Here is a 25456-nt window from a genome sequence, read left to right as displayed (position 1 = left end):
GACTGCCGCTACCCGGCGCCCCGCCGCTACCTGCCACCCTGCGAGACCGCCTGCCGCGCGAACTCGCGGGCGGCGGTGACCTCGGCGTCGCGGCGGCCCTGCAGCGCCTGACTGCGGCTCCCGTCGAGCATATTGCCTGCTGGCGGGAGTGCCGATCCGGCGTACGTCTGTGGATTGACGAACGCGTTCTCGACCGTCGCCACCGCGCCGGTCTGGGCGCCGACCACCACCCAGCGGGAGTCGCCGTTGAGCCAGTTGAGCTTCGCCTTCTCGTCCTGCTTGTCGCGGTCGGTCCCGCTGAAGTTGTAGAAGTCGGTCTCCGGCGCGGGGAGGTTCTCCCGCAGGCCGACCAGCACGAACAGGTTGCTGCTGATCAGCGAACGCTGGACGCCGGCCGTGCCGGGGCCGGTGTTGAGGTAGGCCTCGTTCATGGCGCCCTCGGGCGTGAACATCACAATGACTTCATTCGGGTTGCTGCGAGGATAGGGGTCTCCGCTCGAATCGGTCTGGTAGGGATCGTGCAGCCGCACGCCGTTGCCGAAGCCAGAGGCCTCGAGATCGATGGCGGTCTTCTCGTTCATCAGCAGCGGCTCGCCCGAGGCCTTGGTCGGCTGGCGGAGGATCTTGTAGCGGAGCGGCTCGGTCCAGAAGCGGCCGTCGAACCATGCCGACTGCGGCGTATCGTTGAGCCTTCGGCCGTTGGAGTCGTACACGTAAGCGACCGAGGTTAGGCTCCCATCCAGCGGCGTTGCGAACATCGAGTTCGCCGGATTCCCCATCCCTGTGGTGTAAAACCCGTTGGTCAATTCGCTGCCGCCACTGGCGGTGTCTGACAACGACAAACGCATGTCGCCTACCACCATCTGGTCACCCGGCCGAAACAATCCGGTCGGGATCTCGTCGGAGTCGTACCCAGGCGGAAGTCCATCGTTGTTCTGGGCAACATCGTTGCCAACGCGCACGTAACGCACCATGATCTGCCCGGCGTTGAAAACGCCGCCGCCTACCGCATCGGTCCCCAGCATCACCCGGGCGTTGCTGTCGAAGCCCGCGTAGGGCGGCGGCTCCTCGACGTAGTACAGCTCGAGGCAGACGCCGTTGTCATTGGCGACGTTGTCTAGGTCTTTCAGGTAGTTCGAATCACTCGAGTCGCGGGGGCCCGACCGGCCGGTGTCCTGCGAGAGCTTCTTGAAGGCCACGCCGAACGGGCGGCCGGTCTCCTTGGCGCGGCTCTTCGCGCCGGCGATGAACGTGTTGACCGCCCGGGCCGCCTCGCGGAGGCGCCGCGAGTCGTCGGCCGGCGAGAGCACCGGGATCGCCGCGCCGAGCAGGATGCCGAGGATCGTGATCACCACCAGCAGCTCGACCAGCGTCATGCCCCATTGCGGATTGCGGATTGCAGATTGCGGATTGGAGCGCGCGCACCCTTGGCCCGCCTTCAAATCTGCAATCTGCAATCCGCAATCCGCAATCATGCTTACCGTCCGGTGATGAGGTGGTTGTGGATGTTGTCGGTGGCCGCGGCGCGGTCGAGGGCCTGGCCCAGGTACACCGCGTCGGTCGAGCTGCTGCTGTCGTGGTCGACCGGCGCGTACGGGTCGAGCGGGTTGGCGGTCGGCTGGTAGGTCAGATCGTCCTTGACGCCGATCTTGTCGTCGGGGTTCGGCGAGGCGATGCCGTACTCCTGGTTGGGACCGGCCGAGTAGATCAGCGGCACAAGCCGGTAGCCTCGCGGCGGGTCGCCGTCCGCGTAGGTGCTGACGCGGAACACGTCGAACGGGTCGTGGTCGGCGGAGATCGCGAGCCGCACCGCATTCTCGGGCGAGGCGTTTTGACTGGCGTTCGGGAAGTTGACCTGCATGTACTCAGCCGGCTTGGACGCGATCTGCTGCAGCTTCGCGGCGTTGAGCTGCACGTCGGAGTCGAAGCCGGGCGCCCAGCGGAGGAACTCGATCGGGTTGCCCCACGAGTCGATGAACTCGGGCGCGCCGTCGCCGTCGGTGTCGCCGATGTCCGACTCCTTGAACAGCCCGGCCGACTCGCCGTCGCCGCAGGCGAGCATCACAATCATGTACAGGCACTCGGCGCCCTGGTTCTTCACCAGGTCCTCCCGCGACACGCCCGCCGCCGCCAACCGGTTGTAGCGCCGCAGGTACATCCGCGACATCGGCGGGCGTTCCTCAAGACGAATGAGCGGCGTTCCGGCCGGCGAATTGACGACAATGGGAGGATCTTTAATTTCGGCCAGCGTGATGTCGGTCCAGCGGTCGGGCAGTTCCAAACGCAGCTGCTCGTAGGTCGCCTCCAGTCGGTAGCCGACCTGCCGCTTGGCGCCGCCCGACAGCTCTCGCACCTCCACCCGCCGGTGGCGGAACGAGTCGTAGTGCTGCGACACCAGCGTGTGCAGCCGGGTGACGAGCGACTCGGTCCGCGACACGCGGGCCGTGTTCATCGCCAGCGACGACGCGCCCAGCAGCATGCTCGCCAGGATCCCGATGATGGTGATCGTCACGAGCAGCTCGACCAGCGTGAAGGCGTGGCGATTTCGGATTGGGGATTGGGGATTCCGGACCCGGCGGCGCGCACCGCGAGTGCGTGGCCCTAATCCGAGAACCGAAATCCAAAATCTGCAATCGGCGATCACGGCTGCGAGTTCTCCAGCGTGACGTTGTCGGCGAAGTTGACGATGGTGTCGGCGATCTCGCCGTTGAACGGGCCGTTGGGGTAGAGCAGCATCGTGCCGCGGTAGGGCGCCGACGGGTCGGGCGAGGGCGCCATCTCAAAGGCCCCGGCGAAGTCGCCCCACGCGCCGTCGACGCCGGCGTGGTACACCTGGAACTTGCCCTCGTTGGCGAGCTTGATGTCAGCGTTGTTGCCCGAGTTGGCGCCCGTCTTGAGGGCCTTAATCGAGAAGACGTAGCCGGCATTCGCGGCGGTGTCGCCCTTGGCAAGCTGTTCCTTTAGCTTCTCATGCTTCACATCACGGACGCCACGCGAGGCGTCGAAGTACACCAGTGGTTCCTCGGAGCCCGACGGGAAGTGCTGCCAGAGGTTGATCCAGAGTTCGACGCTGCTGTCGACCGGAGACTGGAATTTGAGGATACGGCCGGCGAACTTGCCGGACTCGTCCTTAGGACCGAGCCGGCCGTCGTCGGGGCGGCTGATCCAGTTGCGTACCGCCAGGTCCTCGATGCCATTGGCGGCGTAGGCCGGGCCACCCTCACCCGAAATTGGGTACCGTTCGTCTGAACTGAACTTCTGCCGCCAGAAGACGCACGCTTCTGCAGGAGAGAGCCCGCCGCCCAGGTTGGGACTACTCGCCGTGCCGTCGTTCGCCCCGGCATATCCGACCAGCGCTTTCAAGAGATCGTCCGACTCACGGTGCCGCGGGAAGCACTTGTTGAAGAACCGCTTGAAGTCATTGAGCACCGCGTCTCGAACGACATTGGTCGACCCCGCGTACGCGTCTGGAGGATACGCCCCGCCCGACACGTCGTTCTTGAAGATCTCGATCGCCTCGGCGACGCCGTTCACGTCGCCGGCGATGCGGGTCCGCAACGCGGCGCGGCGGGCGGCGCCGATGGCCGGCAGCAAGAGCGCCACCAGGATGCCGATGATGGTGATCACCACCAGCAGCTCGACCAGGGTGAAGGCGGATCGCTGTCGGCTGATTGCGGGTTGCGTGGTACTCATTGCGTTTTCCTAACGACTAGTGGCTGAGGGCCCGGGCGCCTGGGGTCCCCGCTGTCGGGGGCCCCGGTCCGACCGTTAACCCGACAGGTTTTGGATCAGGCTGACCAACGGGATAAAGAGCGCGACCACGATGAAGCCGACCGCGCCGCCGAGGAAGATAATCAGCAGGGGCTCCATCAGCTTGGTGAGGCTGTCGGTGAGCACCGCGACCTCTTCGTCGTAGACGTCGGCTACTTTGTAGAGCATGGTGTCGAGCTCGCCGGTCTCTTCGCCGACGTCCACCATGTTGACGACCAGGTCGTTGACGATTGGCTGGCGGAGCTTGAGCATGTAGATCAGCAGCCCGATCGGGCCGCCGACAAATGCCGCCCAGAAGAACGCCGTGACCGGGTGCAGCCCCATCGTGGCGTTCTCCTTCATCGGCTTGGCGATCGACTCGCCCTCGCGGATCGCGTCGGAGATCTTCTGGAACATCCGCTCGAACGCCGCGTTGCCGGCCGTGTCGCGGGTGATGTTGAGCGCCTCGAGGATCGGCACGCCCGAGGCCACCAGGGTGCCGAGCGTCCGGGTGGTGCGGGCGAGCGTGTTCTTCTCGACCAGCTGGCCAAAGATCGGCACCTTGTTGGCGAACTGGTCCCAGCCGATGCGGCCCTGCTTGAATTTGCGGATCAGCTTCACGCCGAGCCAGATGCTGGTCGGGATGGTGGGGATCAGGTACCAGTACTCTTTGACCCAGTCGGCGATGGCGATCAGCATGACGGTGGCCGCCGGCAGGTCGAGGCCGAAGTCGGTGAAGATTGTCTTAAACGCCGGCACGATCCAGATCATGATGCCGGTGAGGATCAGCACGGCGACCGTGACGACGATCACCGGGTAGATCATCGCGCCCTTGATCTTCCGCTTGAGCGATTCGGCGCGTTCCTTGAAGTCGGCCAGGCGCTGGAGGATGAGCTCGAGGGCGCCGCCCGCCTCGCCGGCCTTGATCATGTTGACGTACAGGCGGTCGAAGCACTTGGGGCTCTTGGCCATCGCCTCGGAGAGGGTGGCGCCGGCCTCGATCTCTTCGCAGGTGTCCTCGAGCGAGTACTTCAGGCGGCCCGGCTTCGACTGGTTCGCCAGGATGCGGAGGCTGCGGAGGATCGGCAGACCCGCGTCCTGCAGGATGGAGAGCTGCCGCGTGAAGGCGGTCAGGTCCTTGCTCTTCACGCCGCCAAACACAAAGCCGCGCTTTTTCTTGGCGGGCCCGGCGGACTCGGTCTTCTTGCGGCTCTTCTTGACCGAGATCTTGGTCACGAAGTAGCCCATCTGCCGGATGGTCGCCTGCGCTTCTTCCTCGGTCGGCGCGTCGATCACGTCCTTGATCTCGGCGCCGGTGGCGTCCATCGCTTCGAACTGGAAGGTAGGCATGGCGGCAGCTGTGGTTTAGTGTCGGTGTCGGTGTCGGTTGGCGTCGCCTGGTGGGGCGCCGCTCGTTACTCCCTCCCCTTGATGGGGAGGGTCGGGGAGGGGTGAGGAACCCGAGTACACGGGGCGCCCCCCTCCCCTAGCCCCTCCCCACGCGGGGGAGGGGAATCAGTTGTCTAAGCCTCGAGCACGGTCTCGCGGACAACCTCTTCGCAGGTGGTGACCCCCTGGAACGCGGCGGACAGGCCGGCCTGGCGGAGCGTCACCATGCCCTGCTTCTCCGCCAGGTTGCGGAGCTCTTCGGTCTGGGCATTGCCCATGATCAGGTCGCCCAGCTCGGGGGTCATGATCATCAGCTCGAAGAGCCCGGCGCGGCCCTTGTAGCCGGTGTTGTTGCACAGCTCGCAGCCGGCGCCGCGGTAGAACTTCTTGTCGGCGATGTCCGCGGCGGTGAGCTCGAGATCGTCGAGCAGCTCTTGCGAGGGCTGGTAGACCTCGCGGCACTGCTTGCAGACGCGGCGGACCAGCCGCTGGGCGAGGATCGCCTCGACCGTAGCGGTGATCATGAAGGTCGGCACGCCCATGTCTTTCAGACGCGTGATCGTGCTGGGGGCGTCGTTGGTGTGCAGGGTGCTGAACACCAGGTGCCCGGTCAGCGACGCCTGGATCGCGATCTCGGCGGTCTCGAGGTCGCGGATCTCGCCGACCAGGATCTTGTCCGGGTCCTGGCGGAGGATCGCCCGCAGGCACGAGGCGAACGTGTTGCCGATCGACGAGTCGATCGGCACCTGGACGATGCCGTCGATGTCGTACTCGACCGGGTCCTCGGTGGTGATCAGCTTGTCCTCTACGGTGTTGAGCTCGCTGAGCGCCGAGTAGAGCGTGGTGGTCTTGCCGGAGCCGGTCGGTCCGGTCACCAGGCAGATGCCGTTGGGCTTGCGGATGACCTCGCGGAACTGCGCCATGGTGTCGTCGTCGAGGCCGACCTTGGCCAGGTCGAGCGACACCACCGAGCGGTCGAGCACCCGCATGACCACGCTCTCGCCGAACATGGTCGGCAGCACGCTAACACGCAAGTCGACCGGGTGGCCGCCGACCGTCAGCTCGATGCGGCCGTCCTGCGGCAGGCGGCGCTCGGCGATGTCGAGGTTGGCCATCACCTTGATGCGGGTGGTGATGGCGAACGCAAGGTGGCGGGGCGGCGGCACCATCTCGTACAGCACGCCGTCGGCCTTGATGCGGATGCGGAACTCGTCCTCGAACGGCTCGAAGTGGAGGTCGGACGCGTGGTCTTTGATCGCCAGCAGCAGCACCATGTTGAGCAGCTTGCGGACCGGCGCGCTGTCGGCCAGCGCCTCGACGCTGGTCAGGTCGATCGGGCCCTCGGCCTCGAGCGCGCGGGCGGCGGCGGCCAGCTCGATGTCGTCCTCGAGGCTCTCGACCAGGCTCTCGACGCTCTCGGTGTTCTCGCCGTAGTAGCGTTCGAGCGCCGCGTTGATCGACGGCTCGCTGGCGACCAGCACGCGGATCTGGCAGCCGAGGAACGTGCGGAGCTCGTCCTGCACGCTGAGGTTCTGCGGGTCGCACATCGCGACCGTCAGGGTGTCGTTCTCGAAGTTAATGGGGATGATGCGGTACATCTGCGCCATCGGCTCGGTGACCATGGCGAGGACGTCCTTCTCGATAGTCACCTCGTGCGCCGAGACCGTCTGCAGCGACATCTGCTCGGCCAGCGCCTGGACCAGCTGGTCCTCGGTGACCAGGCCCATGTCCATCGCGACCCGGCCGATCGGCTGCCCGGGGTGCTGCTTCTGCTCATCGACCACCAGCTCGAGCTGCTCGTCGGTGATGAATCCCATGTCGACCAGGATCTGGCCAAGGCGTCGCATTGCCATAGTAGGTTGACTCGCTCTGTTCTGCTCTCGGGTGGAATCTCTGCGGGATAGGCCGCGGCCCAGCCCGGGGTGCGACTAGTCTTGTTCGGGCTCGGCGTCGGGGTCGTCGAACATGCCCCGCTCGGCGGAGGCCATCCGCTTGAGCAGTTCGTCCGGCGAGTTGCACTTGGCGATGGCGTTCTCCTGCGAGACCACGCCGTCCGCCCAGAGCTTGAAGATGTGGTCGTCCAGCAGCTTCATGCCGTGCTTGGCGCCGGTCTGGATGCTGGACGTGATGCGGAAGATCTTGTTCTCGCGGATCAGGTTGCCGATGCCCGGCGTCACGACCAGCACCTCGTGGGCCGCGACGCGGCCGCCGCCCTCCTTCTTGAGCAGCTGCTGACACATGATGCCGATGATCGAAGACGCCAGCTGGGTGCGGATCTGCTCCTGCTGGTTGGTCGGGAAGATGTCGATGATGCGGTTGATGGTGCCCGCCGCGCTGGAGGTGTGCAGCGTGCCGAACACGATGTGGCCGGTTTCCGCCGCCGTGATGGCGGCTTCAATCGTCTCGAGGTCACGCATCTCGCCGACCAGGATCACGTCCGGGTCCTGACGCAGGGCGCGGCGGATCGCCTCGGCGAACGACGTCACGTCCGTGCCGACCTCGCGCTGGTTGATCGTCGACTTCTTGTGGTTGTGCTGGAACTCGATCGGGTCTTCGATCGTGATGATGTGGTGGTCGACCGTGTCGTTGATGTAGTCGACCATCGCCGCCAGCGAGGTCGACTTACCCGAACCGGTCGGGCCGGTCACAAGGATCAAGCCACGCGGACGCAGCACGAGCTTCTTGAAGATCTCCGGCACGCCCAGCTGGTCCATTGTCCACAGGTCGACCGGGATCTGCCGCAGCACCATCGCGCACATGCCACGCTGGCGGAAAACCGAGACGCGGAACCGCGCCTCGTCGCCGAACGCGAAGCCGAAGTCGGTGCTGCCGGTCTCCTGGAACTCCTGCTGGCAGCGGTCCGGCGTGATGCTCTTCATCAGTGCCATGGTGTCGCTCGGCTCCAAGACCTTGGTCTTGAGCTTCTGCATGCGACCACTAATACGCAGCACCGGTGGTTGGCCCACCGTGATGTGCAGGTCGCTCGCCCCCTGCTTGACGACAGCAGAGAGCAGCTTATCGATGAGGATCGTGCCCATAGTCCCTGACTTTCCGTAGCAGCCCTGAGCGGCGTCGCCGCGCGGCCCCACAGAGGCCCGCTGGCATACAGCCACGGTAAGACGGTCGCCCGGTAGTCTGTTCTGTTCCGGTGTCGGTGGGGGCAGCGGCCCCTGAAAAGACTGCCCGTCCGACAATGCCGCCGTAAAGTTAACCTGAGCCTTCGCTTGCGGAGTCACCCCGCCGGATCGCTCCGGAGGCCCCCAGATCACTCTGGAGGCCCCCAGATCACTCTGGAGGTATGACACCCTTCTCTTGCGAGCAGCCAGCAACACAGGCCGTTGGTCGGCACTGCTATTATTCGCTAGCAATCTCGTAAACTCAACGTTTTGGCGCCCCACGGTCGGGTGTCCGCCCCCAGGCCGTGCTGGCCGATTTCCGTGCCTTGCGCTGCGCGGCTAACGCCCCCGACCACCCGCCAAGCGTCGCCCCAGGCGCCGCTTTCGCTGGCGGCGGACGCCTATCGGCGCCCATTCGCCACGCGGCACATCCCCGCCGAACCTCGCCGACCGCGGCCATCCGCGTCAGTCCTTCTTGGCGACGCGGAAAACCTCTTCGATGGTCGTGATGCCAGCCAGGACCTTCTGAATCGCGTCGTCGTAAAGCGTTGTCATGCCATTCTTTATCGCGGTCCGCTTGATCTCCTGCGTCGAGGCGCCCTTGAACGCCAGCTCGCGGATCGGCCCGGTCATCACCATCAATTCGTAGACGCCTAGACGTCCCCGGTAGCCGCCGCCGCCGCAGTGGTTGCAGCCACGGCCCTTCATGAAGGTGGCGTCCGCGGCCATCTCAGGGGTGATGCCGGCGGCCGCCAATTCGTTTTCCGTAGGGGTGTACGGTTGTTTACATTTTGAACACACAACACGCACCAAACGCTGGGCCATAATTCCAATGACGCTACCGGCCACTAGGTAGGCGGGGACACCCATGTCGACCATTCGTGTCACGGCGCCGGGCGCATCGTTGGTGTGCAGCGTACTGAATACCAAGTGTCCAGTTAAAGAGGCCTGGATACCCATCGATGCAGTCTCGTAATCCCGCATCTCACCCACCAGGATGACGTTCGGAGCCTGACGGAGCATCGCCCGGATGATCAACGCGAAGTCGAGTCCGATGTTGTGCTTCACCTCGACCTGGTTGACCCCAGGCAGGTAGTACTCGACCGGGTCCTCGGCGGTGATGATCTTGCGGTCGGGCCGGTTGAGCTCGTTGAGCGACGCGTACAGGGTCGTGGTCTTGCCGGACCCGGTCGGGCCGGTCACCAGCAGGATGCCGTTGGGCCGGCGGATCAAATTGCGGAATGTCGCAAAGTCCTTCTCGGAGAGGCCCAGCTGCCGCACGCCGATCTTGATGTTGTCCTTGTCGAGCAGCCGCATGACGCACGACTGGCCGTGGTTGGTCGGCAGCATGCTGACGCGGAGGTCGAGCTCCTTGCCACCAGCGGTGATCTTGATGCGGCCGTCCTGGGTGCGGCGCCGCTCGGCGATGTCCATCTTGGCCAGGATCTTGATGCGGGACAGCAGGGCGCCCAGCAGCCGCCGAGGCGGGCTGTCACGCTCGACCAGCACCCCGTCGATCCGGTAGCGGATCCGCACCCGGTCCTCGAACGGCTCGACATGGATGTCGGACGCCCGCAACTGGACCGCCTCGGCGATCATCAGCTGCACCAAGCGGACGATCGGCGCGCTCGCCTCGTCGACGTCCTCGTCGTCGTCGTCGGACTCGGTTTCAGTCTCCGTGAAGTCGATGGCGGTGTCGGTGAATTCCTGCAGCATCGAGTCGGCGGACTCGTCCATCCCCTGGCCGTAGTTGCGGTTGATCGCCTCAATGATGCTCTCTTTCGTGGCGAGAGCGATGTTGATCTTCCGGTTGAGGATGAACTGCAGCTTGTCGATGGTCTCAATGTCGTTGGGGTCGCTGATCAAGACCTTCAGCGCGTCATCCTCTTCGGCCAGCGGGATGATGTAGTTCTCCCGGGCGACCGACTCGGGCACGAGCTCCACCACCGACGGCGGGATCGGCACGTCGCGGAGGTCGAAGAACTCGTAGTGGTTCATGTCGGCCAAGGCCTGCATGACCTGCTCGGCCGAGACGTAGCCGAGCTCGACCAGCACGTCCTGGACCTTTTCGCCCTTGTTCTTGGCGATCCCCTTGGCTTCGGAGAGCTGCTCCTGGCTGATCAGGCCCTTCTCAATTAGGAAGTCACCGACGTTCATACGTGTAACTCGATTGCAGCAATGCTGGTTGAGGCGGCGCGCCAAGGCGCACCGCGTAGATGCCTGTTCCGCCGAAGAGTCGCGGCCTGGAGGACGGTTTCGCGGTTCGCACCGCAACCGATTCCCGGCGAAGGAAGAGCGTCACGCCGGGCGCGCGACCTAACCCCCTATCCTGCCTAGAGTAATGGCAGATGGGCCAGGCGTCAACGAAGCGGGCGGCGGGAAGGTCGCCGGGAGAATGAGAGGGCGCCGGCTGGCGCGATTATTCCGTCTCCGGAGCGTGGTCGGGATCGCTGTCCGGGTCGCCGGCTGCCAGCCGACGAGCCCGCACGCGGAGCTCGGCCGCGGCGGTACGGACCACGTCCGATTCGCTCCACAACCCCTGCTGATCCAGGTCGTGGGCGATGTGCCCGAGCTGCTCAGACGCGCCCAGCAGCCGCCGCCAAGGCTCTGGGGCCGCCTCGCTAGGGGCGGGGGCCCAACTAGCTGGTGCGGGGGACGGGGAATAGGGGCCGGCCGCGGGCGCCGGGGCAGAGCCCCAATCGCTGTAGCCGGCTGAATGGAGACCAGAAGGATGGGAGTTCGGCCAGTTGGGGCTGGCCGAAGACGGCTGCGCCGGCGAGCTGTGGGCCGCGTGCTTCAGCCCCTCGCGGAACCACTGCTCCTGCTGCTCGGGCGATTCGGAGAGCCACTTGGGAGCCTCCGAGGACATCGACTTGCGCATCTGCAGCAGGAACTGCTCGTCGGACGGCCGCAGCTGCGGATTCGTTTCCCTTACCGGCGCCGGCCAGTCTTCGGCGACCGCCGCCGCCATCAGCCCGCCCCACGCGGCCAACATCATCACGGTTGCATTCAGTCGTGGCATTGGGTTCCTGCTCTGCTGGTTGTCTGGGGGATCGTCAACACAATCGCCCCGGTGGCCGGATTGCCACCGGGGCGCTGCTGGGTTCCCACAATCGCTAACGTTCGTCCTCTACAGGTCAAACCATGTAGACCGGCAGCGAGACGCCCACGGCGGTCTCGTCCAGGGTTCGTTCGTAGTCGGCCGGCTCGACCCCGCGCGGGCCGTAGACGTCGTAGTCGTAGGCGTCACGCCAGTCAAACCGCTCACGGAAACCACCGCGGTACTCGTTGCGGTAGTCGGCGTAGTCGCGCCGCACGCGGTGCTCGGGGCGGGCGCGGACGACCTGGGCGCGGGGCTCGTCGGCCAGCTCGCGGTCGGCCAGGTAGCCAAAGCGGCGGGGACGCTCGATGCGGTGGTAGACCGGGCGGTAGCGGCGGTACGCCGGACGGTCGGCCTGCGACGCCGATTCGATCGCCCACTTCACCAGCAGGGCCCGGATGACGGTCAGCGACTCGCCGCCGGAGGTTTCCGCGACGCAGCGGCAGGCGTCGTGCCAGCGGGCGTCGGAGCGGGCGAGCTCAAGCAGCTCGTGCCCCGAGTTGGTCAGGCGGACGCACGGCACGCCACTGTTGGTGCGCTCGATCTCTTTGACAAACTGGGCGTCGATCAGCAGCCGCAGGTGGTAGCGGACGCACTCGTCGGCCAGCTCGGTGGCTCCGGCGCGGAGAGTGCTCAGGGCGCAGTTGGCCCCGTTGGCCTCAATATCGAACAGCAGTTGGCGGGCCAGGTCGAGGTCGCGTTTCATGTTGGCGTCTCCGTACGCACGTGGGTAATGAGTGTCCGCCCGATGCGGGGAATCTTTTCGGGTAGCCAATGATGCCCCGAACGCGGAAAGCGGGTCAATATCGGTTTTCGCTCGGCGGGTGTGGCGGGCGGTCACCCACCCATGGGTGGCGGGACGTCGCCGCCCCTACATCCGGACACGCCGGTTCGTCCGGTTGGTGCGGCGGCGCGTGCGTGCTAGCGAATCCTGGGGGCCCAGCCAGAGTCTGTCGATAGCGTTATCTAGGCAAATGGAGTTGAGTCGCCGACCGGCGGCGCCCGTCCGCAGAGCAGATAGGAGATCTGACCGTGCAAGCCCCCCACGACGTTCGTGCGAACGTCCCCCACGCCGAGCAGGGCGTTTCTAACAACGGGGTGATCGCCATCCTGTTGATCGCCATGGCGATTGGCTACTTCGCGTGTGTGAAACCGATGTCCGACCAGGTGCACGCGATGCGTCGGTCGATGACCTGCATGCAGAACCGAGTGGCCCGGCTCGTAAAAGAAGCCGACGCCGCGGGCGAAGGCGCCGGACTGCTGGCCAACCTCGCCCAGCAACGCGAGTCGGTCTCGCAGGCGGCCGACGCGCTCGCCGAGATCGAGGCCCTCAACCGCCGGCTGGCGGGGCAGACCCGCCAGATCGCCCTGCTGGCGAGCTCCGAAGACCTCGTCCGGAAGACGATGGCCCGCATCGTCGAGCACCGCGAGCTGCTCGGCGCCGCCGAGTCCGCTCTGTCCGACGCCGACCAGCTGGAGCAGCGGCTGTACAAGGCCGAGCGGCAGATCGCGGCCGCCACGACCGCCGCCGAGCGGATGCGGACCCTGTGCGCGGCGATGGTGAACTCGCGGGGGATGGTCGAGGACGCCCTCGTGGCGAGTGAGGACATGGCCGCCCTCCAGCAGCGGCTGCTGATCGCGTCGCGTGAGACGCCCAATGCCACCGACGCCGTGGCGCGGCTGCACGCCATCACCGGCCGGCTGACGGCCGAAACCCAGCGGACCGACGAGGCGGAGCAGGGGCTCGCCCGCCTCGAGTCGCTTGAGAACCGGCTGCTGCAGGCGCCGGACCGCACCGCCCGCGCCGTCGAAACGCTCGACGTGCTCGAAGACCTGCGGGCGGAGGTGGTCAACGCCGAGGGCGAGTTCGACGACCTGCGGAAGGTGCTGCTCGAGGTCGCGTTGATGCGTCCCGCCCTGGACCGGGCCGTGGCGACGCTCAACCCGATCCGCGAGCTGGCGACTCTCCGGTACCTCGACGCCCAGCGGCTGCAGGTGGCGGCCAAGGCGCTGCGGGTCGAAGAGGGCGGCACGATCGCCAAGTGACGCCGGCGCCAAGTGACGCCGGGCGGCCGGTCCCCGCTTATCGCTCTGCGGCGGGGATCGGCGGATGGGTCAAACGGGGCCGTCCACGCGGAAGGCGTGGGCGGTCTCGCCGACGGCGGAACGCAGCACGGAGTTGCCGCCGTTCACCGAGATCGTCTGGCCGGTGACAAACTGCGACTCGCTGCTCGCCAGGTAGCGGACCGCGGGCGCGACGTCGCCCGGCACGCCCTGGTGGCCGGCCGGGACGCCCGCCGCGTAGTTTGCCATCGCCTCGGCCGGGGCCTCCTCGTGACGCTCTACTGGGATCCAACCCGGCGCGATCATGTTGACCGTGATGCCGGACGAGGCCAGCTCGCGGGCGCAGCTCAACGCCAGGCCGGTCTGGCCACCCTTGGCGGCGACGTACGCGCTGAACGGCGCGTTGGCCATCGCCAGCACCTCGCTGGTGATGTGGATGATGCGGCCCCAGCGCTGCTGCTTCATGTGCGGCAGGCACGCCTTGGTGAACAGCACGGGGCTCTTCACGAAGAAGTCGAGCATCCGCTGGTAGAAGTCCCACTCGTACTCTTCGATCGTCAGCTCCGGCTGGGCGCAGGTGGCGTTGAGCACCAGGATGTCGACCGGGCCGAGCTCGCCGGCGATCTCGCCGCACATCCGCTCGACCTCGGCCTGGTCGGTGACGTCGCCCTGCACGAGGCAGCAGTCGCCGCCCACGGCCTGCAACTCGGCGAACGCCGCCTCGGCGGTCTCGCGGCTATTGGCGTAGTTCATGGCGACTTTTGCGCCGCCCTTGGCCAGGTCGATGGCGATCTGCTTGCCAAGGCCGCGCGTGCTGCCGGTGACCAACGCCACACGGCCATCGAGTCGAAACGCTTTGTCTGAATCCATCTGCACCGCCTGATCGAAGTAAACTATGAAACGCCGCGGCTCCGCCGCGTGACGCAATGTATCCCCGGCTCCCCGAACCGGGAAAACCAGCCCGCCGAAACCGAGCTCCTCCCTTTGCCTAAGGTTGCGTCTCGAGTCAAGGCTCGGAGAGCCGTGGATACATTTGGATGCCGCCGGCCACGCAGCAACAACTACGCAATAATCTGGTGGATCGGCTCGGTGTGTTCTACCCCCACCAGCTTCTGGTCAAGCCCGCGGAAGAAGTAGCTCAGGCCGTTGGGGTCCAGGCCCATCTGCTGCAGCACCGTGGCGTGCAGCCGCTTGACGTGGAAGGGGTCGACCACGGCGTTCGAGCCGATCTCGTCGGTCGCGCCGACGCTGACGCCCCCCTTGATGCCGCCCCCGGCCATCCACATGGTGAAGCCGTAGGAGTTGTGGTCGCGTCCGGTGCCGACCGCGTACTCGGCGGTCGGCTGGCGGCCGAACTCGCCGCCCCACACGACGAGCGTCTCGTCGAGCAGGCCCCGCTGCTTGAGGTCCTTGAGCAGGGCGGCAATCGGCTGGTCGGTCGCCTTGGCGAGCCGCCCGTGGTTCTTGATCAGGTCGCCGTGGGCGTCCCAGTTGTCGTCGTTGTGGGCTCCGCCGGAGTAGACCTGGATGAACCGCACGCCGCGCTCGACCATCCGCCGGGCCAGCAGGCACCGCGTGCCGAACGGGTTGGTCTCCTTGTCGTCGAGGCCGTACATGGCGCGGGTGGCCTCGCTCTCCTGGCCGAGGTCGACCGCCTCGGGCGCCTCCTGTTGCATGTTGAACGCCAGCTCGTACGACGCGATCCGCGACGACAGGTCGGTGTTGTCGGCCCGCTGCGCCAGGTGCCGCTCATTCAGCCGGCGGAGCGAGTCGAGCACGTCCCGCTGCATCGGCCGGGTCACGCCGCCGGGGAGCTTGAGGTCGTTGATCGGCGAGCCCTCGGCGCGGAACACCGTGCCGGCGTAGCTGGCGGGCATGTAGCCGCTGGCCCAGTTCTTGGCGCCGCTGATCGGGCCGCCGGTCTCGTCGAGCATGACCACGAAGCCGGGCAGGTTCTCGTTCACCGAGCCCAGGCCGTAGTTGACCCACGACCCCATCGCCGGGCTGCCGCTCTGCAGCTTGCCGGAGTTCATCATCAGCATCGCCGAGCCGTGGATCGGCGACTCGGCGGTCATCGAGTGCAGGAACGCGATGTCGTCGACGCAGCCGCCTAGGTGCGGGTAGAGGTCGCTGACCCACTTGCCGCACTCGCCCCGCTGCCGAAACTTCCACCGCGGCTCGACGATGCGGCCCTGGTTCTTGTGGCCGCCGCGGCCGAAGGTCTTGACCTCGATGGTCTTGCCGTCCATCCCCACCATCGACGGCTTGTAGTCGAAGGTGTCGATGTGGCTTGGCCCGCCGTACATGAACAGGAAGATGACGCTCTTCGCCTTGCCGATGCCAGTCGGCGGGGCCGGGGCCAGCGGGTTCTCGCCCGCCAAACGGGCGGCGCCGGCGTCCCTGGCGAGCATGCCGGTCAGCGCGGCGGCGCCGAAGCCGCAGCCGGTCTCCCAGACGAACTCGCGGCGGGTCCGACCGCAGAAGTCACGGTGTCGTTTGTTCGCTGTCATGCGTTGGCTCGCTAAGTTCTCAGACCGAGCTCGGCCCAATCGAGGAATCAGTCGAGGAAAATGAATTCCGAGAGGTTGATCACGGTCAGGCACCACTGGTGCAGGGCCTGGCGGTCGTCCAGGCCGTGCTCGGCCCGCAGCCGGTCGATCATTGCCAGGCCCTCGATTACCTCGTCCTCCTCGGCTTGGCGGTTGAGGGCGATCTCGACCGCCGTCGCGACCCGCTGCCGAGCGTCGCCGCCGCGTTCTTCGACGCGGTCGGCCAATCGGCTGGCGGCCAGGTTGGCGTAGTCGCCGTTCATCAGCGTCAGGGCCTGGCCCGGCTGCACGGTGACAAAGCGGGCCTCGCAGCTGATGTCGACATCCGGGAAGTCGAAGGCGGTCTGGAACGGCGGCAGAAGGGACCGCTTGATGTACATGTACACGCTGCGGCGTGCGACCTCCTCGTCGGTCGAGTCGCCCCAGCCCTCGCCCGGCCGCGACTGGGTGGCGAACACCTCCTGCGAGAGCCGCGGGTAGAAGCTCGGCCCGTACATCTGCGGGTTGAAGTTGTCGGTCACCACCAAGAGGGCGTCGCGGATCTCTTCGGAGTGCAGCCGCCGCATGTCGAACCGCCACAGGAGGTCGTTGGTCGGGTCGGCGGCCAGCGCCTCGGGGTTGGCGGCCGAAGACATCTGGTACGCCCGCGAGGTGAGGATCAGCTCGTGCAGCGGCTTCAGCTGCCAGTCGTGCTCAACGAGCCACTGCGCGAGCCAGTCGAGCAGCTCCGGGTGTGTCGGCGGCGTGCCGAGTTGGCCGAAGTTGTTGGTCGAACGGACGATGCCGCGGCCGAAGTGGTGCTGCCAGACGCGGTTGACGATCACCCGGGCGGTGAGCCGGTTGTCGGGCGAGGTGACCCAGTCGGCCAGCACGCGGCGCCGCCCCGCCGAGTGGGCGTTGGGGTCTGCGGCTGGGATCTCGGGGGCGGGCTGCCCGAACAGCTCCGGGAAGTGCGGCTCGACCACCTCGCCCGGGGCGTGGGGGTTGCCCCGCATCATGATGTGGGTCGGCTCGGGTTTTGGGATGCAGGTCGCCAACGCCATAATCGACTCGGCCTCGGGCAGCGCCTTCAGGCGGCGGCGGAGGTCGCGCTGACGCTTGCGGGTCGCCTGGTACTGATCCCACTCCGACTCGTTGAGAAACTGCTCGAGCTTCTCGTCCAGCAGGGCCTTGCGCTCGTGGGTCTCGCTGCGGCGTTGGTCGGGCGCGGTCATCCGTTTGATGCCGACCTCCTCCATCGAGACCCGCTCCCGCTGGATCTTCTGCATCGACCGCTGCAGCTTCTTCCGTTCGGCCGAGCGTTCGGCGCCCTCCATCACCCACTGGCTGTTGGTCTGCTGGTCGCCGCGATCGCCGTACGGCGTGACGTCAGCGAAGAACGACAGCATGCCGTAGTAGTCGGCCTGCGGGATCGGGTCGATCTTGTGGTCGTGGCACCGCGCGCAGCCGACCGTCAGCCCCAGCATCACCTGGCCGGTAGTCGAGATGATGTCGTCCCAGCCGTCGTACCGTGCCTGGGCCGGGTCGGCGGGTTCGTCGTCCCAGATGCCGAGGCGGTAGTAGCCGGTGGCGGTGATGGTGTCCTCGTTGACCTCGTCCAGCTCGTCGCCGGCCAGCTGCTCGCGAAGGAACTGGTCGTACGGCTTGTCGTTGTTGAGCGAGCGGATGACGTAGTCGCGGTACTTCCAGGCGTTCGGCTTCTGCCCGTCGCGCTCAAAGCTGTTGGTCTCCGCGTAGCGGACCAGGTCGAGCCAGTGCCGGGCCCAGTGCTCGCCGTAGTGCGGTGACGCGAGCAGCTCGCCCACCAGTTCGCTCCAAGCGTCGGGTGACTCGTTGGCGAGAAACGCGTCGAGCTGCGCGGCGGTCGGCGGCAGGCCGGTCACGCCAAAGTAGAGCCGCCGCGCGAGGGTCCGCCTGTCGGCTTGCGCCGCGGGCCGCAGGTGGTGCTCGTCAAGCTTGGCGTAGACGAACGCGTCGATCGGGTTGGCCGACCACTCGGCGTCTTCGACTTCAGGCGCCTCGGGCCGCTGCATCGGCTCGAACGCCCAGTGGTTCGACCACTCGGCGCCCTGCTCGATCCAGCGGCGGAGCAGGTCGATCTCTTCGTCCTTGAGCGGCTCGCCCTCGGGCGGCATCCGCTCGAACTCGTCGTGCGACGCGACGCGGGCGAGCAGCTCGCTCGCGTCGGGCTTGCCGGGGACGATCGCCCGCTCGCCCGAATCGGCCACAGCGATGGCCAGCTCGCGCTCGTGCAGCGCCACACCGCTTGACTGGTCGTCGGGGCCGTGGCACGCGTAGCACCGCCGCGCGAGCAGTGGCTTGATGTCCTCGGCAAAGCTAACCTCGGCCTCCTGCGCTGCACAAAACGGAGGGATTGTCGCGGCCGTGAACGCGGCAAGCATACAGAGGCCCGCCGCCAGGGAGTCGATTGTCCGGCATCGGCTTATCAAGAATCTTCTCCGCCTGGGGACGAGCGGGCAGCGGCGAGACACGCAGGGTGGGATGCGGAGCTGCCAGCAGCACAGGTAGACGGCCGCCAACGATTACTGGACGACGTCTCCTATGTTATATGCCAGCTCCGGGCGCATATTTTAACGGAAAACGGGCCGGGAACCTCTAAATTTCTCGTTTCGCAACCGCTCCTCGTGCGGGTCCCCGAGCAGGCTACGGGGAAAGCCGCTCGATCATCCAGTCGCTCGACGCCCGGCGGTACCGGATGCGGTCGTGCAGCCGATCGGGTCGGCCCTGCCAGAACTCGAACTCGGCCGGAGCGAGCAAGTAGCCGCCCCACTCGGTGGGCCGGGGCACTTGCTGGCCATCGTACTGCTGCTCGAGTTCGCCGAGCTGCTTCTCGAGCACCTCGCGGCCCGCTACGACTTCCGATTGTTCCGACGCCAACGCGCCGAGCTGGCTCCCCCGCGGACGCGACTGGAAGTACTCGTCGGAGACCTCGGCCGACACACGGGTCACCTCGCCGGCCACGCGTACCTGACGCTCGAGGTGCGGCCAGTAGAACGCGAGCGACGCGCGGGGGTTCTCGGCGAGCTGGCGTCCCTTCTCCGAGGCGTAGTTGGTAAAGAACACCAGACCGCGTTCGTCAAGCCGCTTCAGCAGCACTACCCGCGATGAAACCTGACCGGCAGCCGACGCGGTCGAGAGCGTCATGGCGTTGACTTCGAACCACTCGCCGGGCGACGCGTCCAGGGCTTCCTGCACCCAACGCTTGAGCTGGTTGGTGGGGCAGGGGTCGCAATCGGCTTTGCGCAGCCCGTCGCGCAAGTAGTGGCGGCGAAAATCTTCAAGTGACTCGGCAACACTCATCGAGGTTTCCTGACTGCTTCGGGTTACTCTCCGCACGACCACTATAGATCTGCAGCGGTCACCTGAGAACAGGCCCCGAAATCGAGGAAGGGGCCCGGAACCTTGTTCGGTCCGCCATTTGCCTCCGGCTGTAGCTTGCGGATTGAAACGACCCGCGCCGCTTGGCGCAACTCAAGCACTGGAGGATCTACCATGTCGACCCTAGCAAAACGGACCTCACTGTCGGCGGGCACGCTGATTGGCGACAAGGTCAACAACCGCGCGGGCGACAACGTCGGCTCGGTTAAGGAGATCATGATCGATCTGAACAGCGGTCGGATCTCTTACGTGGTGGTCTCGGTGGGCGGCTTCCTCGGCATCGGCGACAAGCTGTTTGCGATTCCTTGGAAGGCGCTCGAGGTGGACACCGACAACCACGCCCTGCTGTTCGATGTCAGCAAGGAGCAGCTCGAGCAGGCGCCCGGCTTCGACCAGGACGACTGGCCCGACATGGCCGACCCAAAGTGGGGCCAGGCGGTTCACGCCTATTACAAGACCAAGCCGTACTGGGAGCTCGACTCCTGATCAGCTGGCCCAAGCAGTAGCCATACGACCTTAGTAGCAATCATCGAGCCCGGTGGCGACGCCACCGGGCTCGTTGTTATTTGGTCCCACTCAGTCATTGTCATTCAGGCTCACTCTGCTGGCCGCCCGCCCGAGGAACGTGACCTATTGATCAAGACGTCGGCTCGATCAGCGTCGCCGGTCGGGCGTGACCCACGAGCTGCTTGACGCGCCGCAGCTGTGGCCGCTCGCCCAGCGCCAGCAGCAATACTTTGCCATTCTTGAGGTGGTGATCAAGCTCTGCTTGCGTGTCCTCGCGGTAGTGGGACAAGCCTAGCCCGGCGGTGGTCCCGCCGACCAGCACGCCCAGCGCGGCCCCGATCCCCGGCATTGCAATCGATGGGAGCTGGGTGAACACCTCAAGCATCCCGACCACCACTCCAATCGCGAGGCCAGCCGCGGCGCCGACAGCGACTCCCACCCCGATTGCCCGAGTCCGCCCTGCCTGCGGCTCACGCGGCGCGAGCAGCAGGGGGTGCTCTGCGTCCGACCCGCGGACTAGACGCACGTCGGCGTGCACGCGTGCATCGCTCGAGATCCGCTTGAACGCCTCGACGGCGTCGCCCTCTTCGTCGAAGACCGCGACGATGCCGTCACGCTCAATGGCTTCTTCGAGATCGTTCTGCACGGCGCAGCCTCCTGTTGGGTTGATCGGAACCAGCCAGCGGGAGGTCCACGCCGATAAATCGGCGGGCGATCACCGCTGCTAATGGTCTTTAGCGTCGACAGGCGGTTTGCCAACCGACGCTGTCAGTCCCATCAACCCGCTAGACATGCAGCCGGCGTGCCACCGAGAACGTATCGGGCTTAGCCGCCGAACTCCACGCGGTACTCCTCGCCCTCGAACCCCACGAGGTCCCCCTCGCGGAGCTGCTTGCGGCGGCGGGTCTCGACCTGACCGTTGAGCAGCACCTCGCCGCCCTGGATCACCACCTTCGCCTGACCGCCGGTCCCCACCAGGCCGTGGGCCTTGAGGAACTGGTCGAGGTGGATCGTTGGCTCGCCGTCTTGCTTCGGGGAATCCATTAGACCTGCGATAGCCGCTCGTAGTCGGCCACCGAGGCGCCATCAAGGCACGCGCGGATGATCTCCTGCGCCTTCGGATCGAGGTCGTCGTTCAGGTACTTGCTGATCTGCTCGTGGAAGAAGGTGGTGAGCATCTCGGCGCCCCGATCGTAACCCTCCTCGCCCACCTCGGGCTGGGTTTCGACTTGCAGGAACCAGTGGCCGACGACTTGGCCCTCGACCTGGATCGTCCGCGGCGTGCGGCCCAGCAGCGGGCAGCGGGCGTCGAGCACCTTACCCGGCGCGAACTCGGCCGCGCCACGCCGCGCCAGGTACTCGCGGGCGATCCACTGCGGCGCGAAGCCGGTCTCCCAGCAGCCGATGTGCTGGTTGGGGATCAACAGGAACATGGTGTCGGGCGTGTCCATCACCTGATGGAACAGGATGTTCGCCTGGTCGACGCGGCGGCCGGTGGCGAACGGCCAGTAAGAGCCGACGCCCTCGGAGCTCATGCCGCCGGTGTCGACAATCGAAGGGTTGCCGTGGCCGCGGGGCGCGACGAGCCGCCACAGCCACGCCAGCGACGGCGGCAGCAAGTGGAATAGGCCCATGATGCCGTAGGTCGGGTGTTCGGCCGTGCACGGCGGGCAGCGGACGCCGAAGCTGCGGATGTCGACCGTCACCGGCTCGCTGACGATGCCGGGGTAGTTCTTGCGGGGGAACACCAGCCGCGGGTTGGGGCACTTCTTGCCAGGCTCGTCCTCGATCGCGTCCCAGATCAGCGCGGTCGAGCCCGGCACCGCGTCGATGTTGAGGAACAGCAGCGGCGCCTCGGGGTCCATCGTCAGCGCTTCGAGGTGCGGGTCGGTGCCGTACTTGGTGATGTGGTTGACGCGGAGGAACCAGGCGTGCTCGGCGTCGATCAGCGACAGCTTGCGCTCGCGGGCCTCGGGGTGCTGCAGGTCCGGGTGGCAGAGGGCCATGTCGTCGGTCACCGGGCGCAGCTCGCAGCCGCGGGGGATGCTGACGTAGCGGCGCTCGCCGCTGACCAGGTTCGTGCCGAGCTTGAGCCGACCGTCCGACTCGCGGTGCATCTGCTCGAGCATCTCGCTCTTGCCGCCGCCCGACGCGCCCTCGTGCATCACGGTCACGGTGTTGTCGTACGGGGTGAGCACCTGCACGGTCGAGCAGTGGGCCGTGGTCCAGCCCGCCTGCTCGCCGAAGTTCAGCAGCATGCCGTAGACGCCCTTCTTGGCCGAGGGGCCGGGGTACAGGTTGTAGCTGAACAATTCGTGCAGGATGTCGCGGCGGTTGTGCACCACCACCTGCTTCCCGTCGAAGTGCGTGTGGCGGAAAGGCGGGGCGATGTAGATGATGGCCGAGTGGTGGTAGCCCTCGCCCTTCTCGCGGATCACGTCCAGCGGCACGATGCCCTGCAGCTCGGCCAGCCCGAACGCAAAAAACGCGGCGTTGGCCGGCGCGATCACCACCGCCGGCAGGCCCTTGCCCGGCAGGCCCGCGTCGAAGAAGAAGCAGGCGAGGTCCTGCGTCTTGAGCCACTCGAAGGTCTCCTGCCGGAGCGGCTCGAAGTCCTCGCCGAAGCGGCCCTTGTAGGTCTGCTTGTCGGTCGCGCGGTCGTCGGCGATCACCATGCAGTTGGGATCGCGGCGGCGCATGTACGCCTCGAGGTAGTTCGCGCTGATCCCGTTCTTGACACGGCAGACCTTGGCCTCTGGCGTGAACGTGCCGTTCACGTCGTAGCCGACCGTGAAGTAGCCCTGCTCGTCGACCCCGTCGGCGGGAACGGCGGCCTCGGCGAGCTCGGCGGCCGTATTGAAGAACCGGACGCTCTTGGCCTCGGCCAGGACCTGCTCGGCGGAGCGGGACAGGGAGAGATTTGGCAGTTCGTCGGTGATCATAGGCGGCGAAATACTTTCTAGCTAATAGGGAGCTACGCAAGTAGTGAGTTACGCGTTTTGCCGCCTTGGGGCCTAGGCTAGGCGAAGCGCCTGCGCTCGTCAATCGACAGTCAACTGCCAAATTCCAGACTCAAGCGTCTTCAATCGGCCGTGCCGAGAACCTGGCGCAACGGCATCGGGATTTCCAGGGGCTCAGCAGCAGCCGCTCGAGCCGCCGCAGCAATCGCCGCCGATCACGTTCAAACCCTGCGGCGTGGGCGCGAGGCCACACGCGTCCTCAGCCAGGCAGGCCGTTTGCTTCGCGGCCAGGCTGAATTCAACCACCCCGTTCGCGACCTCCACGCCGTCGACCGCATCGACGCTGACCGACCGCTCCTGGTGCTCGACCTCGACTGGGGCGTCCACCGGCAGGTCGAGCGAGTCGACCAGCTTCAAAATGCCCGCCAGCTTGTCGGTCGTCAGCCGGTGGTCGACGTCGTGCGCAACGAGCGTCTGCAGCACGCAGGCGACTGTCTGCCGCGGCTGGCCGCCGCAGTCGACAAACCGCTTCTCCACACGGCCGACCTCGGTGACGTGGAAGTGGTCGGCGATGGCCGCCTGGTCACTGATGACAAAGCGGAGCCCATGCCGCGGGTGATCCGCCAGGACCTGTCTGAATTCGGTAAGGTTCATAGCGGTGATTTTACCATCTGACGGCAATCGACCCTAGAGGTGCGATTCCGAGCGGTTCCGCGGCGGGCCGCGCAGGCTTCATTCGCCGTCGGCCGAGTTGTACTCACCCAGCCGTTCCGCCGGCGGCAGATGGTCCTCGAGCCGGAACACGGGCCGCTCGTGTGAGTTGACGAACGCCGCCAGGTCGATCGCCTCCCGCGCGGTGAGCGTCTCGTCGTCCGGCGGCATCGCCACCTTCAGCCACGACGCCAACTTCGCAACGCGGCCGAGGCCGGCGCCGTTGTTGTACGAGTCGGGCCCCCAGACGGGCGGGCTGTCGTCGTCACCCCAACCATCGTCGCCGTGGCAGTGTGCGCAGCGGTCGGCGTACAACGCGGCGCCCCGCGCGGCGTCGGCCGCCGTGGGGTCGATCGTCAACGGCTCGGTGGCGTTGGGGCCAAGCGAGTGTTCGGGGTTCTGCTTGATCGGCTGCCCGTCGGACAGCCAGGTGATGTACGCCGCGATGGCGACCGACGCCCGACTGCCGAGCGGCGGCCGCACGCCGTTCTCACTCCGCATGAAGCAGTTGAGGATGCGGTCTTCGAGCGTGATCACCCTCCCCTCCCGCGGCGCCCACGCCGGATAGGCGGTCGCCACGCCGACGAACGGGGCGGCCGAATGGTGCGTGCCGTTCTGCAAGTGGCACGAGGTGCAGTCGAGCCGGTTGCCGACATAGGCCTTCGTCAACGGGTGGGTCGAGGTGTCACGGACGAGCGCCGCGCCGAGCATGATCGCTTCTCCCAGCGGGCCGGGCGGCAGAGGGCGGCCGGCGAGCGTCGCCGGTTCGGCGCGGACGCTTCCGACCAGGCACAGAACGACCAGGCACAGAACGGCCAGGCACCGAACGGCCAGAAGTCCGGTGGCCAACGACGATCGATTCCAGTCTCGGCTCATTTCGTCGAACTCCCACTGAGGCGCACCACAACCGCTCCGACTCCCAATCTACGCGCGCCCGCTTCCCCGGCCCACTCATCCGCCGGGCAATTCGCGGCAGAATGTATGCCAGGCCACCGCAGTATAGGGACCGTCGAAAGCTAACGCCCGCGGCCGGGTGGCAGAACGCCCGATTGGCCGGCGACCGGCCAGCAAGCGGTCGGATCGCCCCCAAAAAACCGTCTGCCCCGCGGTGACGCGGTTTGGCAGACGATTTGCTCTACCAGTGCGTCACTCTCATTGCACTGCACGTCCCCTACCGAGCTTCTCTATGCCCACCGCCGAGCCGTCGACCGTCTCCCACGCCCGCTCCGCCATCCAACAGCAGCAACAGCAAGACTGGCTCGAGAACCTCGCCCGGCTCGGCTACGCGTCGCGGGGAGCGATCTACCTGATCATTGGCGGCCTAGCGGTGCTGTCGGCGTTCGGCGAAGGAGGCAAGGTGACCGATTCGAAGGGCGCCCTCAGCAAAGTGCTCGAGTCGCCCGGCGGCTGGCTGATTGTGCTCGCGCTGGCGGTCGGGCTGGTCGGCTACTCGATCTGGCGTTTCTGCCAAGTCGTCTACGACCCCGACCACCACGGGACCGACGCCAAGGGCATTGCCGTTCGCGCCGGCATGGCTGTCAGCGGCGCCACCCACGTGCTGCTCGCCGGCTGGGCGGCCAAGGTCGCGCTTGGGTATGCGACGGGCAGCAGCGGCGGATCGGACGGCAAGGAGTCGCTCGTGCGGATGCTGATGTCGCAGCCGTTCGGCCAGTGGCTGGTCGGCGGTCTCGGCGTGATCCTGGTGGGCGTCGGCGTAGCGCACTTCCTGAAGGGCTACAAGAAAAAGTTCGAGAAGTACTTTACCTGGAGCCACGACAAGCGGAAGGTGCTGCAGCCGATCTGCCAGGCCGGCCTGTACGCCCGTGGCGTGTTACGCCGTTAACCCTCTGAGTTGGTTAGCGGTTTGTACTTGCAGTTTGGTCGCCTTGAGGATTTTGGGCGGTGTGGCGC

The 25456-nt window shown here is 66.5% G+C and carries 21 protein-coding genes; 3 read left to right on the top strand and 18 right to left on the bottom strand.

Going from position 1 to position 25456, the window contains the following annotated elements:
* Positions 1-26: 26 nt before the first annotated feature.
* From Pla123a_RS18640 to Pla123a_RS18600, 9 genes are all read right to left on the bottom strand, one after another.
* Entirely contained in the window at positions 27-1376 is a 1350-nt protein-coding gene (locus tag Pla123a_RS18640; RefSeq protein ID WP_231956545.1) for a pilus assembly FimT family protein, read from the bottom strand.
* Between the two features lie 101 nt (positions 1377-1477).
* The gene (locus Pla123a_RS18635) at positions 1478-2644 is read right to left on the bottom strand and encodes a type II secretion system protein (protein WP_261342764.1); all 1167 of its coding nucleotides are present in this window, start codon (positions 2642-2644) and stop codon (positions 1478-1480) included.
* Entirely contained in the window at positions 2641-3693 is a 1053-nt protein-coding gene (locus Pla123a_RS18630; RefSeq protein ID WP_146589775.1) for a type II secretion system protein, read from the bottom strand. Before Pla123a_RS18630 ends, Pla123a_RS18635 begins: the two co-directional genes overlap by 4 nt.
* A 75-nt stretch (positions 3694-3768) precedes the next feature.
* Complete coding sequence (locus tag Pla123a_RS18625) at positions 3769-5100, bottom strand: type II secretion system F family protein (RefSeq protein WP_146589773.1); 1332 nt, start codon at positions 5098-5100, stop codon at positions 3769-3771.
* Positions 5101-5273: 173 nt separating this feature from the next.
* Entirely contained in the window at positions 5274-6992 is a 1719-nt protein-coding gene (locus Pla123a_RS18620) for a GspE/PulE family protein (protein ID WP_146589771.1), read from the bottom strand.
* Positions 6993-7067: 75 nt separating this feature from the next.
* A complete protein-coding gene (locus Pla123a_RS18615; protein WP_146589769.1) occupies positions 7068-8177 on the bottom strand; it encodes a type IV pilus twitching motility protein PilT in 1110 nt (369 codons plus the stop codon).
* 543 nt (positions 8178-8720) lie between these two features.
* Positions 8721-10412: a GspE/PulE family protein gene (locus tag Pla123a_RS18610; RefSeq protein ID WP_146589767.1), complete on the bottom strand. Its 1692-nt coding sequence runs from the start codon at positions 10410-10412 to the stop codon at positions 8721-8723.
* Between the two features lie 262 nt (positions 10413-10674).
* A complete protein-coding gene (locus tag Pla123a_RS18605) occupies positions 10675-11277 on the bottom strand; it encodes a hypothetical protein (protein ID WP_146589765.1) in 603 nt (200 codons plus the stop codon).
* A gap of 115 nt (positions 11278-11392) precedes the next feature.
* Positions 11393-12061, bottom strand: a complete 669-nt coding sequence (locus tag Pla123a_RS18600; RefSeq protein WP_146589763.1) for a DUF2513 domain-containing protein — start codon at positions 12059-12061, stop codon at positions 11393-11395.
* 326 nt (positions 12062-12387) lie between these two features.
* On the opposite strand from Pla123a_RS18600, the gene Pla123a_RS18595 reads away from it, so the two are divergent.
* Positions 12388-13401 (top strand): hypothetical protein, encoded by a 1014-nt coding sequence (locus tag Pla123a_RS18595; protein ID WP_146589761.1) that lies wholly within the window; start codon positions 12388-12390, stop codon positions 13399-13401.
* A gap of 69 nt (positions 13402-13470) precedes the next feature.
* Here the strand turns inward: Pla123a_RS18595 and Pla123a_RS18590 are convergent, their stop codons facing one another.
* The 4 genes from Pla123a_RS18590 to pdxH all read right to left on the bottom strand — a co-directional run bounded on the left by Pla123a_RS18590 (position 13471) and on the right by pdxH (position 19289).
* Positions 13471-14289, bottom strand: a complete 819-nt coding sequence (locus tag Pla123a_RS18590; protein ID WP_146589759.1) for an SDR family NAD(P)-dependent oxidoreductase — start codon at positions 14287-14289, stop codon at positions 13471-13473.
* Positions 14290-14480: 191 nt separating this feature from the next.
* Complete coding sequence (locus tag Pla123a_RS18585; protein ID WP_146589758.1) at positions 14481-15929, bottom strand: DUF1501 domain-containing protein; 1449 nt, start codon at positions 15927-15929, stop codon at positions 14481-14483.
* 47 nt (positions 15930-15976) lie between these two features.
* Positions 15977-18370 (bottom strand): PSD1 and planctomycete cytochrome C domain-containing protein, encoded by a 2394-nt coding sequence (locus tag Pla123a_RS18580; protein ID WP_146589756.1) that lies wholly within the window; start codon positions 18368-18370, stop codon positions 15977-15979.
* Between the two features lie 262 nt (positions 18371-18632).
* The gene (pdxH, locus tag Pla123a_RS18575) at positions 18633-19289 is read right to left on the bottom strand and encodes a pyridoxamine 5'-phosphate oxidase (protein ID WP_146589754.1); all 657 of its coding nucleotides are present in this window, start codon (positions 19287-19289) and stop codon (positions 18633-18635) included.
* Between the two features lie 192 nt (positions 19290-19481).
* Between pdxH and Pla123a_RS18570 the strand changes: the two genes are divergently transcribed.
* Entirely contained in the window at positions 19482-19853 is a 372-nt protein-coding gene (locus Pla123a_RS18570) for a PRC-barrel domain-containing protein (RefSeq protein WP_146589753.1), read from the top strand.
* A 151-nt stretch (positions 19854-20004) separates the two neighbouring features.
* Here the strand turns inward: Pla123a_RS18570 and Pla123a_RS18565 are convergent, their stop codons facing one another.
* The 5 genes from Pla123a_RS18565 to Pla123a_RS18545 form a co-directional block, all read right to left on the bottom strand.
* A complete protein-coding gene (locus Pla123a_RS18565; protein WP_146589751.1) occupies positions 20005-20520 on the bottom strand; it encodes a hypothetical protein in 516 nt (171 codons plus the stop codon).
* Positions 20521-20699: 179 nt separating this feature from the next.
* A complete protein-coding gene (locus Pla123a_RS18560) occupies positions 20700-20918 on the bottom strand; it encodes an RNA-binding S4 domain-containing protein (RefSeq protein WP_146589749.1) in 219 nt (72 codons plus the stop codon).
* Positions 20918-22816, bottom strand: a complete 1899-nt coding sequence (locus Pla123a_RS18555) for a DUF4914 family protein (protein WP_146589747.1) — start codon at positions 22814-22816, stop codon at positions 20918-20920. Before Pla123a_RS18555 ends, Pla123a_RS18560 begins: the two co-directional genes overlap by 1 nt.
* A gap of 192 nt (positions 22817-23008) precedes the next feature.
* Positions 23009-23488 carry a DUF6428 family protein gene (locus Pla123a_RS18550; RefSeq protein ID WP_146589745.1) on the bottom strand — a complete coding sequence of 160 codons (480 nt, stop codon included), beginning with the start codon at positions 23486-23488 and terminating at the stop codon, positions 23009-23011.
* A gap of 78 nt (positions 23489-23566) precedes the next feature.
* Positions 23567-24394, bottom strand: a complete 828-nt coding sequence (locus Pla123a_RS18545) for a c-type cytochrome (protein WP_315852883.1) — start codon at positions 24392-24394, stop codon at positions 23567-23569.
* Positions 24395-24731: 337 nt separating this feature from the next.
* On the opposite strand from Pla123a_RS18545, the gene Pla123a_RS18540 reads away from it, so the two are divergent.
* On the top strand, positions 24732-25388 hold the full coding sequence (locus Pla123a_RS18540; RefSeq protein ID WP_146589741.1) for a DUF1206 domain-containing protein: 657 nt from the start codon (positions 24732-24734) through the stop codon (positions 25386-25388).
* The last annotated feature ends 68 nt before the right edge of the window (positions 25389-25456 follow it).

Origin of the sequence: Posidoniimonas polymericola (assembly GCF_007859935.1) — a bacterium.
GTDB classification, from domain to species: Bacteria; Planctomycetota; Planctomycetia; order Pirellulales; family Lacipirellulaceae; genus Posidoniimonas; species Posidoniimonas polymericola.
This window is presented reverse-complemented; position numbering and strand designations above follow the sequence as displayed.

Bases quoted from the DNA above. Each gene is read 5' to 3' on its own strand.
- Pla123a_RS18550 (WP_146589745.1), bottom strand. From the start codon at position 23,488: ATGAACCTTACCGAATTCAGACAGGTCCTGGCGGATCACCCGCGGCAT.
- Pla123a_RS18580 (WP_146589756.1), bottom strand. From the start codon at position 18,370: ATGCTTGCCGCGTTCACGGCCGCGACAATCCCTCCGTTTTGTGCAGCG.
- pdxH (WP_146589754.1), bottom strand. From the start codon at position 19,289: ATGAGTGTTGCCGAGTCACTTGAAGATTTTCGCCGCCACTACTTGCGC.
- Pla123a_RS18570 (WP_146589753.1), top strand. From the start codon at position 19,482: ATGTCGACCCTAGCAAAACGGACCTCACTGTCGGCGGGCACGCTGATT.
- Pla123a_RS18615 (WP_146589769.1), bottom strand. From the start codon at position 8,177: ATGGGCACGATCCTCATCGATAAGCTGCTCTCTGCTGTCGTCAAGCAG.
- Pla123a_RS18630 (WP_146589775.1), bottom strand. From the start codon at position 3,693: ATGAGTACCACGCAACCCGCAATCAGCCGACAGCGATCCGCCTTCACC.
- Pla123a_RS18600 (WP_146589763.1), bottom strand. From the start codon at position 12,061: ATGAAACGCGACCTCGACCTGGCCCGCCAACTGCTGTTCGATATTGAG.
- Pla123a_RS18620 (WP_146589771.1), bottom strand. From the start codon at position 6,992: ATGGCAATGCGACGCCTTGGCCAGATCCTGGTCGACATGGGATTCATC.
- Pla123a_RS18590 (WP_146589759.1), bottom strand. From the start codon at position 14,289: ATGGATTCAGACAAAGCGTTTCGACTCGATGGCCGTGTGGCGTTGGTC.
- Pla123a_RS18625 (WP_146589773.1), bottom strand. From the start codon at position 5,100: ATGCCTACCTTCCAGTTCGAAGCGATGGACGCCACCGGCGCCGAGATC.
- Pla123a_RS18560 (WP_146589749.1), bottom strand. From the start codon at position 20,918: ATGGATTCCCCGAAGCAAGACGGCGAGCCAACGATCCACCTCGACCAG.
- Pla123a_RS18585 (WP_146589758.1), bottom strand. From the start codon at position 15,929: ATGACAGCGAACAAACGACACCGTGACTTCTGCGGTCGGACCCGCCGC.
- Pla123a_RS18610 (WP_146589767.1), bottom strand. From the start codon at position 10,412: ATGAACGTCGGTGACTTCCTAATTGAGAAGGGCCTGATCAGCCAGGAG.
- Pla123a_RS18555 (WP_146589747.1), bottom strand. From the start codon at position 22,816: ATGATCACCGACGAACTGCCAAATCTCTCCCTGTCCCGCTCCGCCGAG.
- Pla123a_RS18640 (WP_231956545.1), bottom strand. From the start codon at position 1,376: ATGACGCTGGTCGAGCTGCTGGTGGTGATCACGATCCTCGGCATCCTG.
- Pla123a_RS18605 (WP_146589765.1), bottom strand. From the start codon at position 11,277: ATGCCACGACTGAATGCAACCGTGATGATGTTGGCCGCGTGGGGCGGG.
- Pla123a_RS18540 (WP_146589741.1), top strand. From the start codon at position 24,732: ATGCCCACCGCCGAGCCGTCGACCGTCTCCCACGCCCGCTCCGCCATC.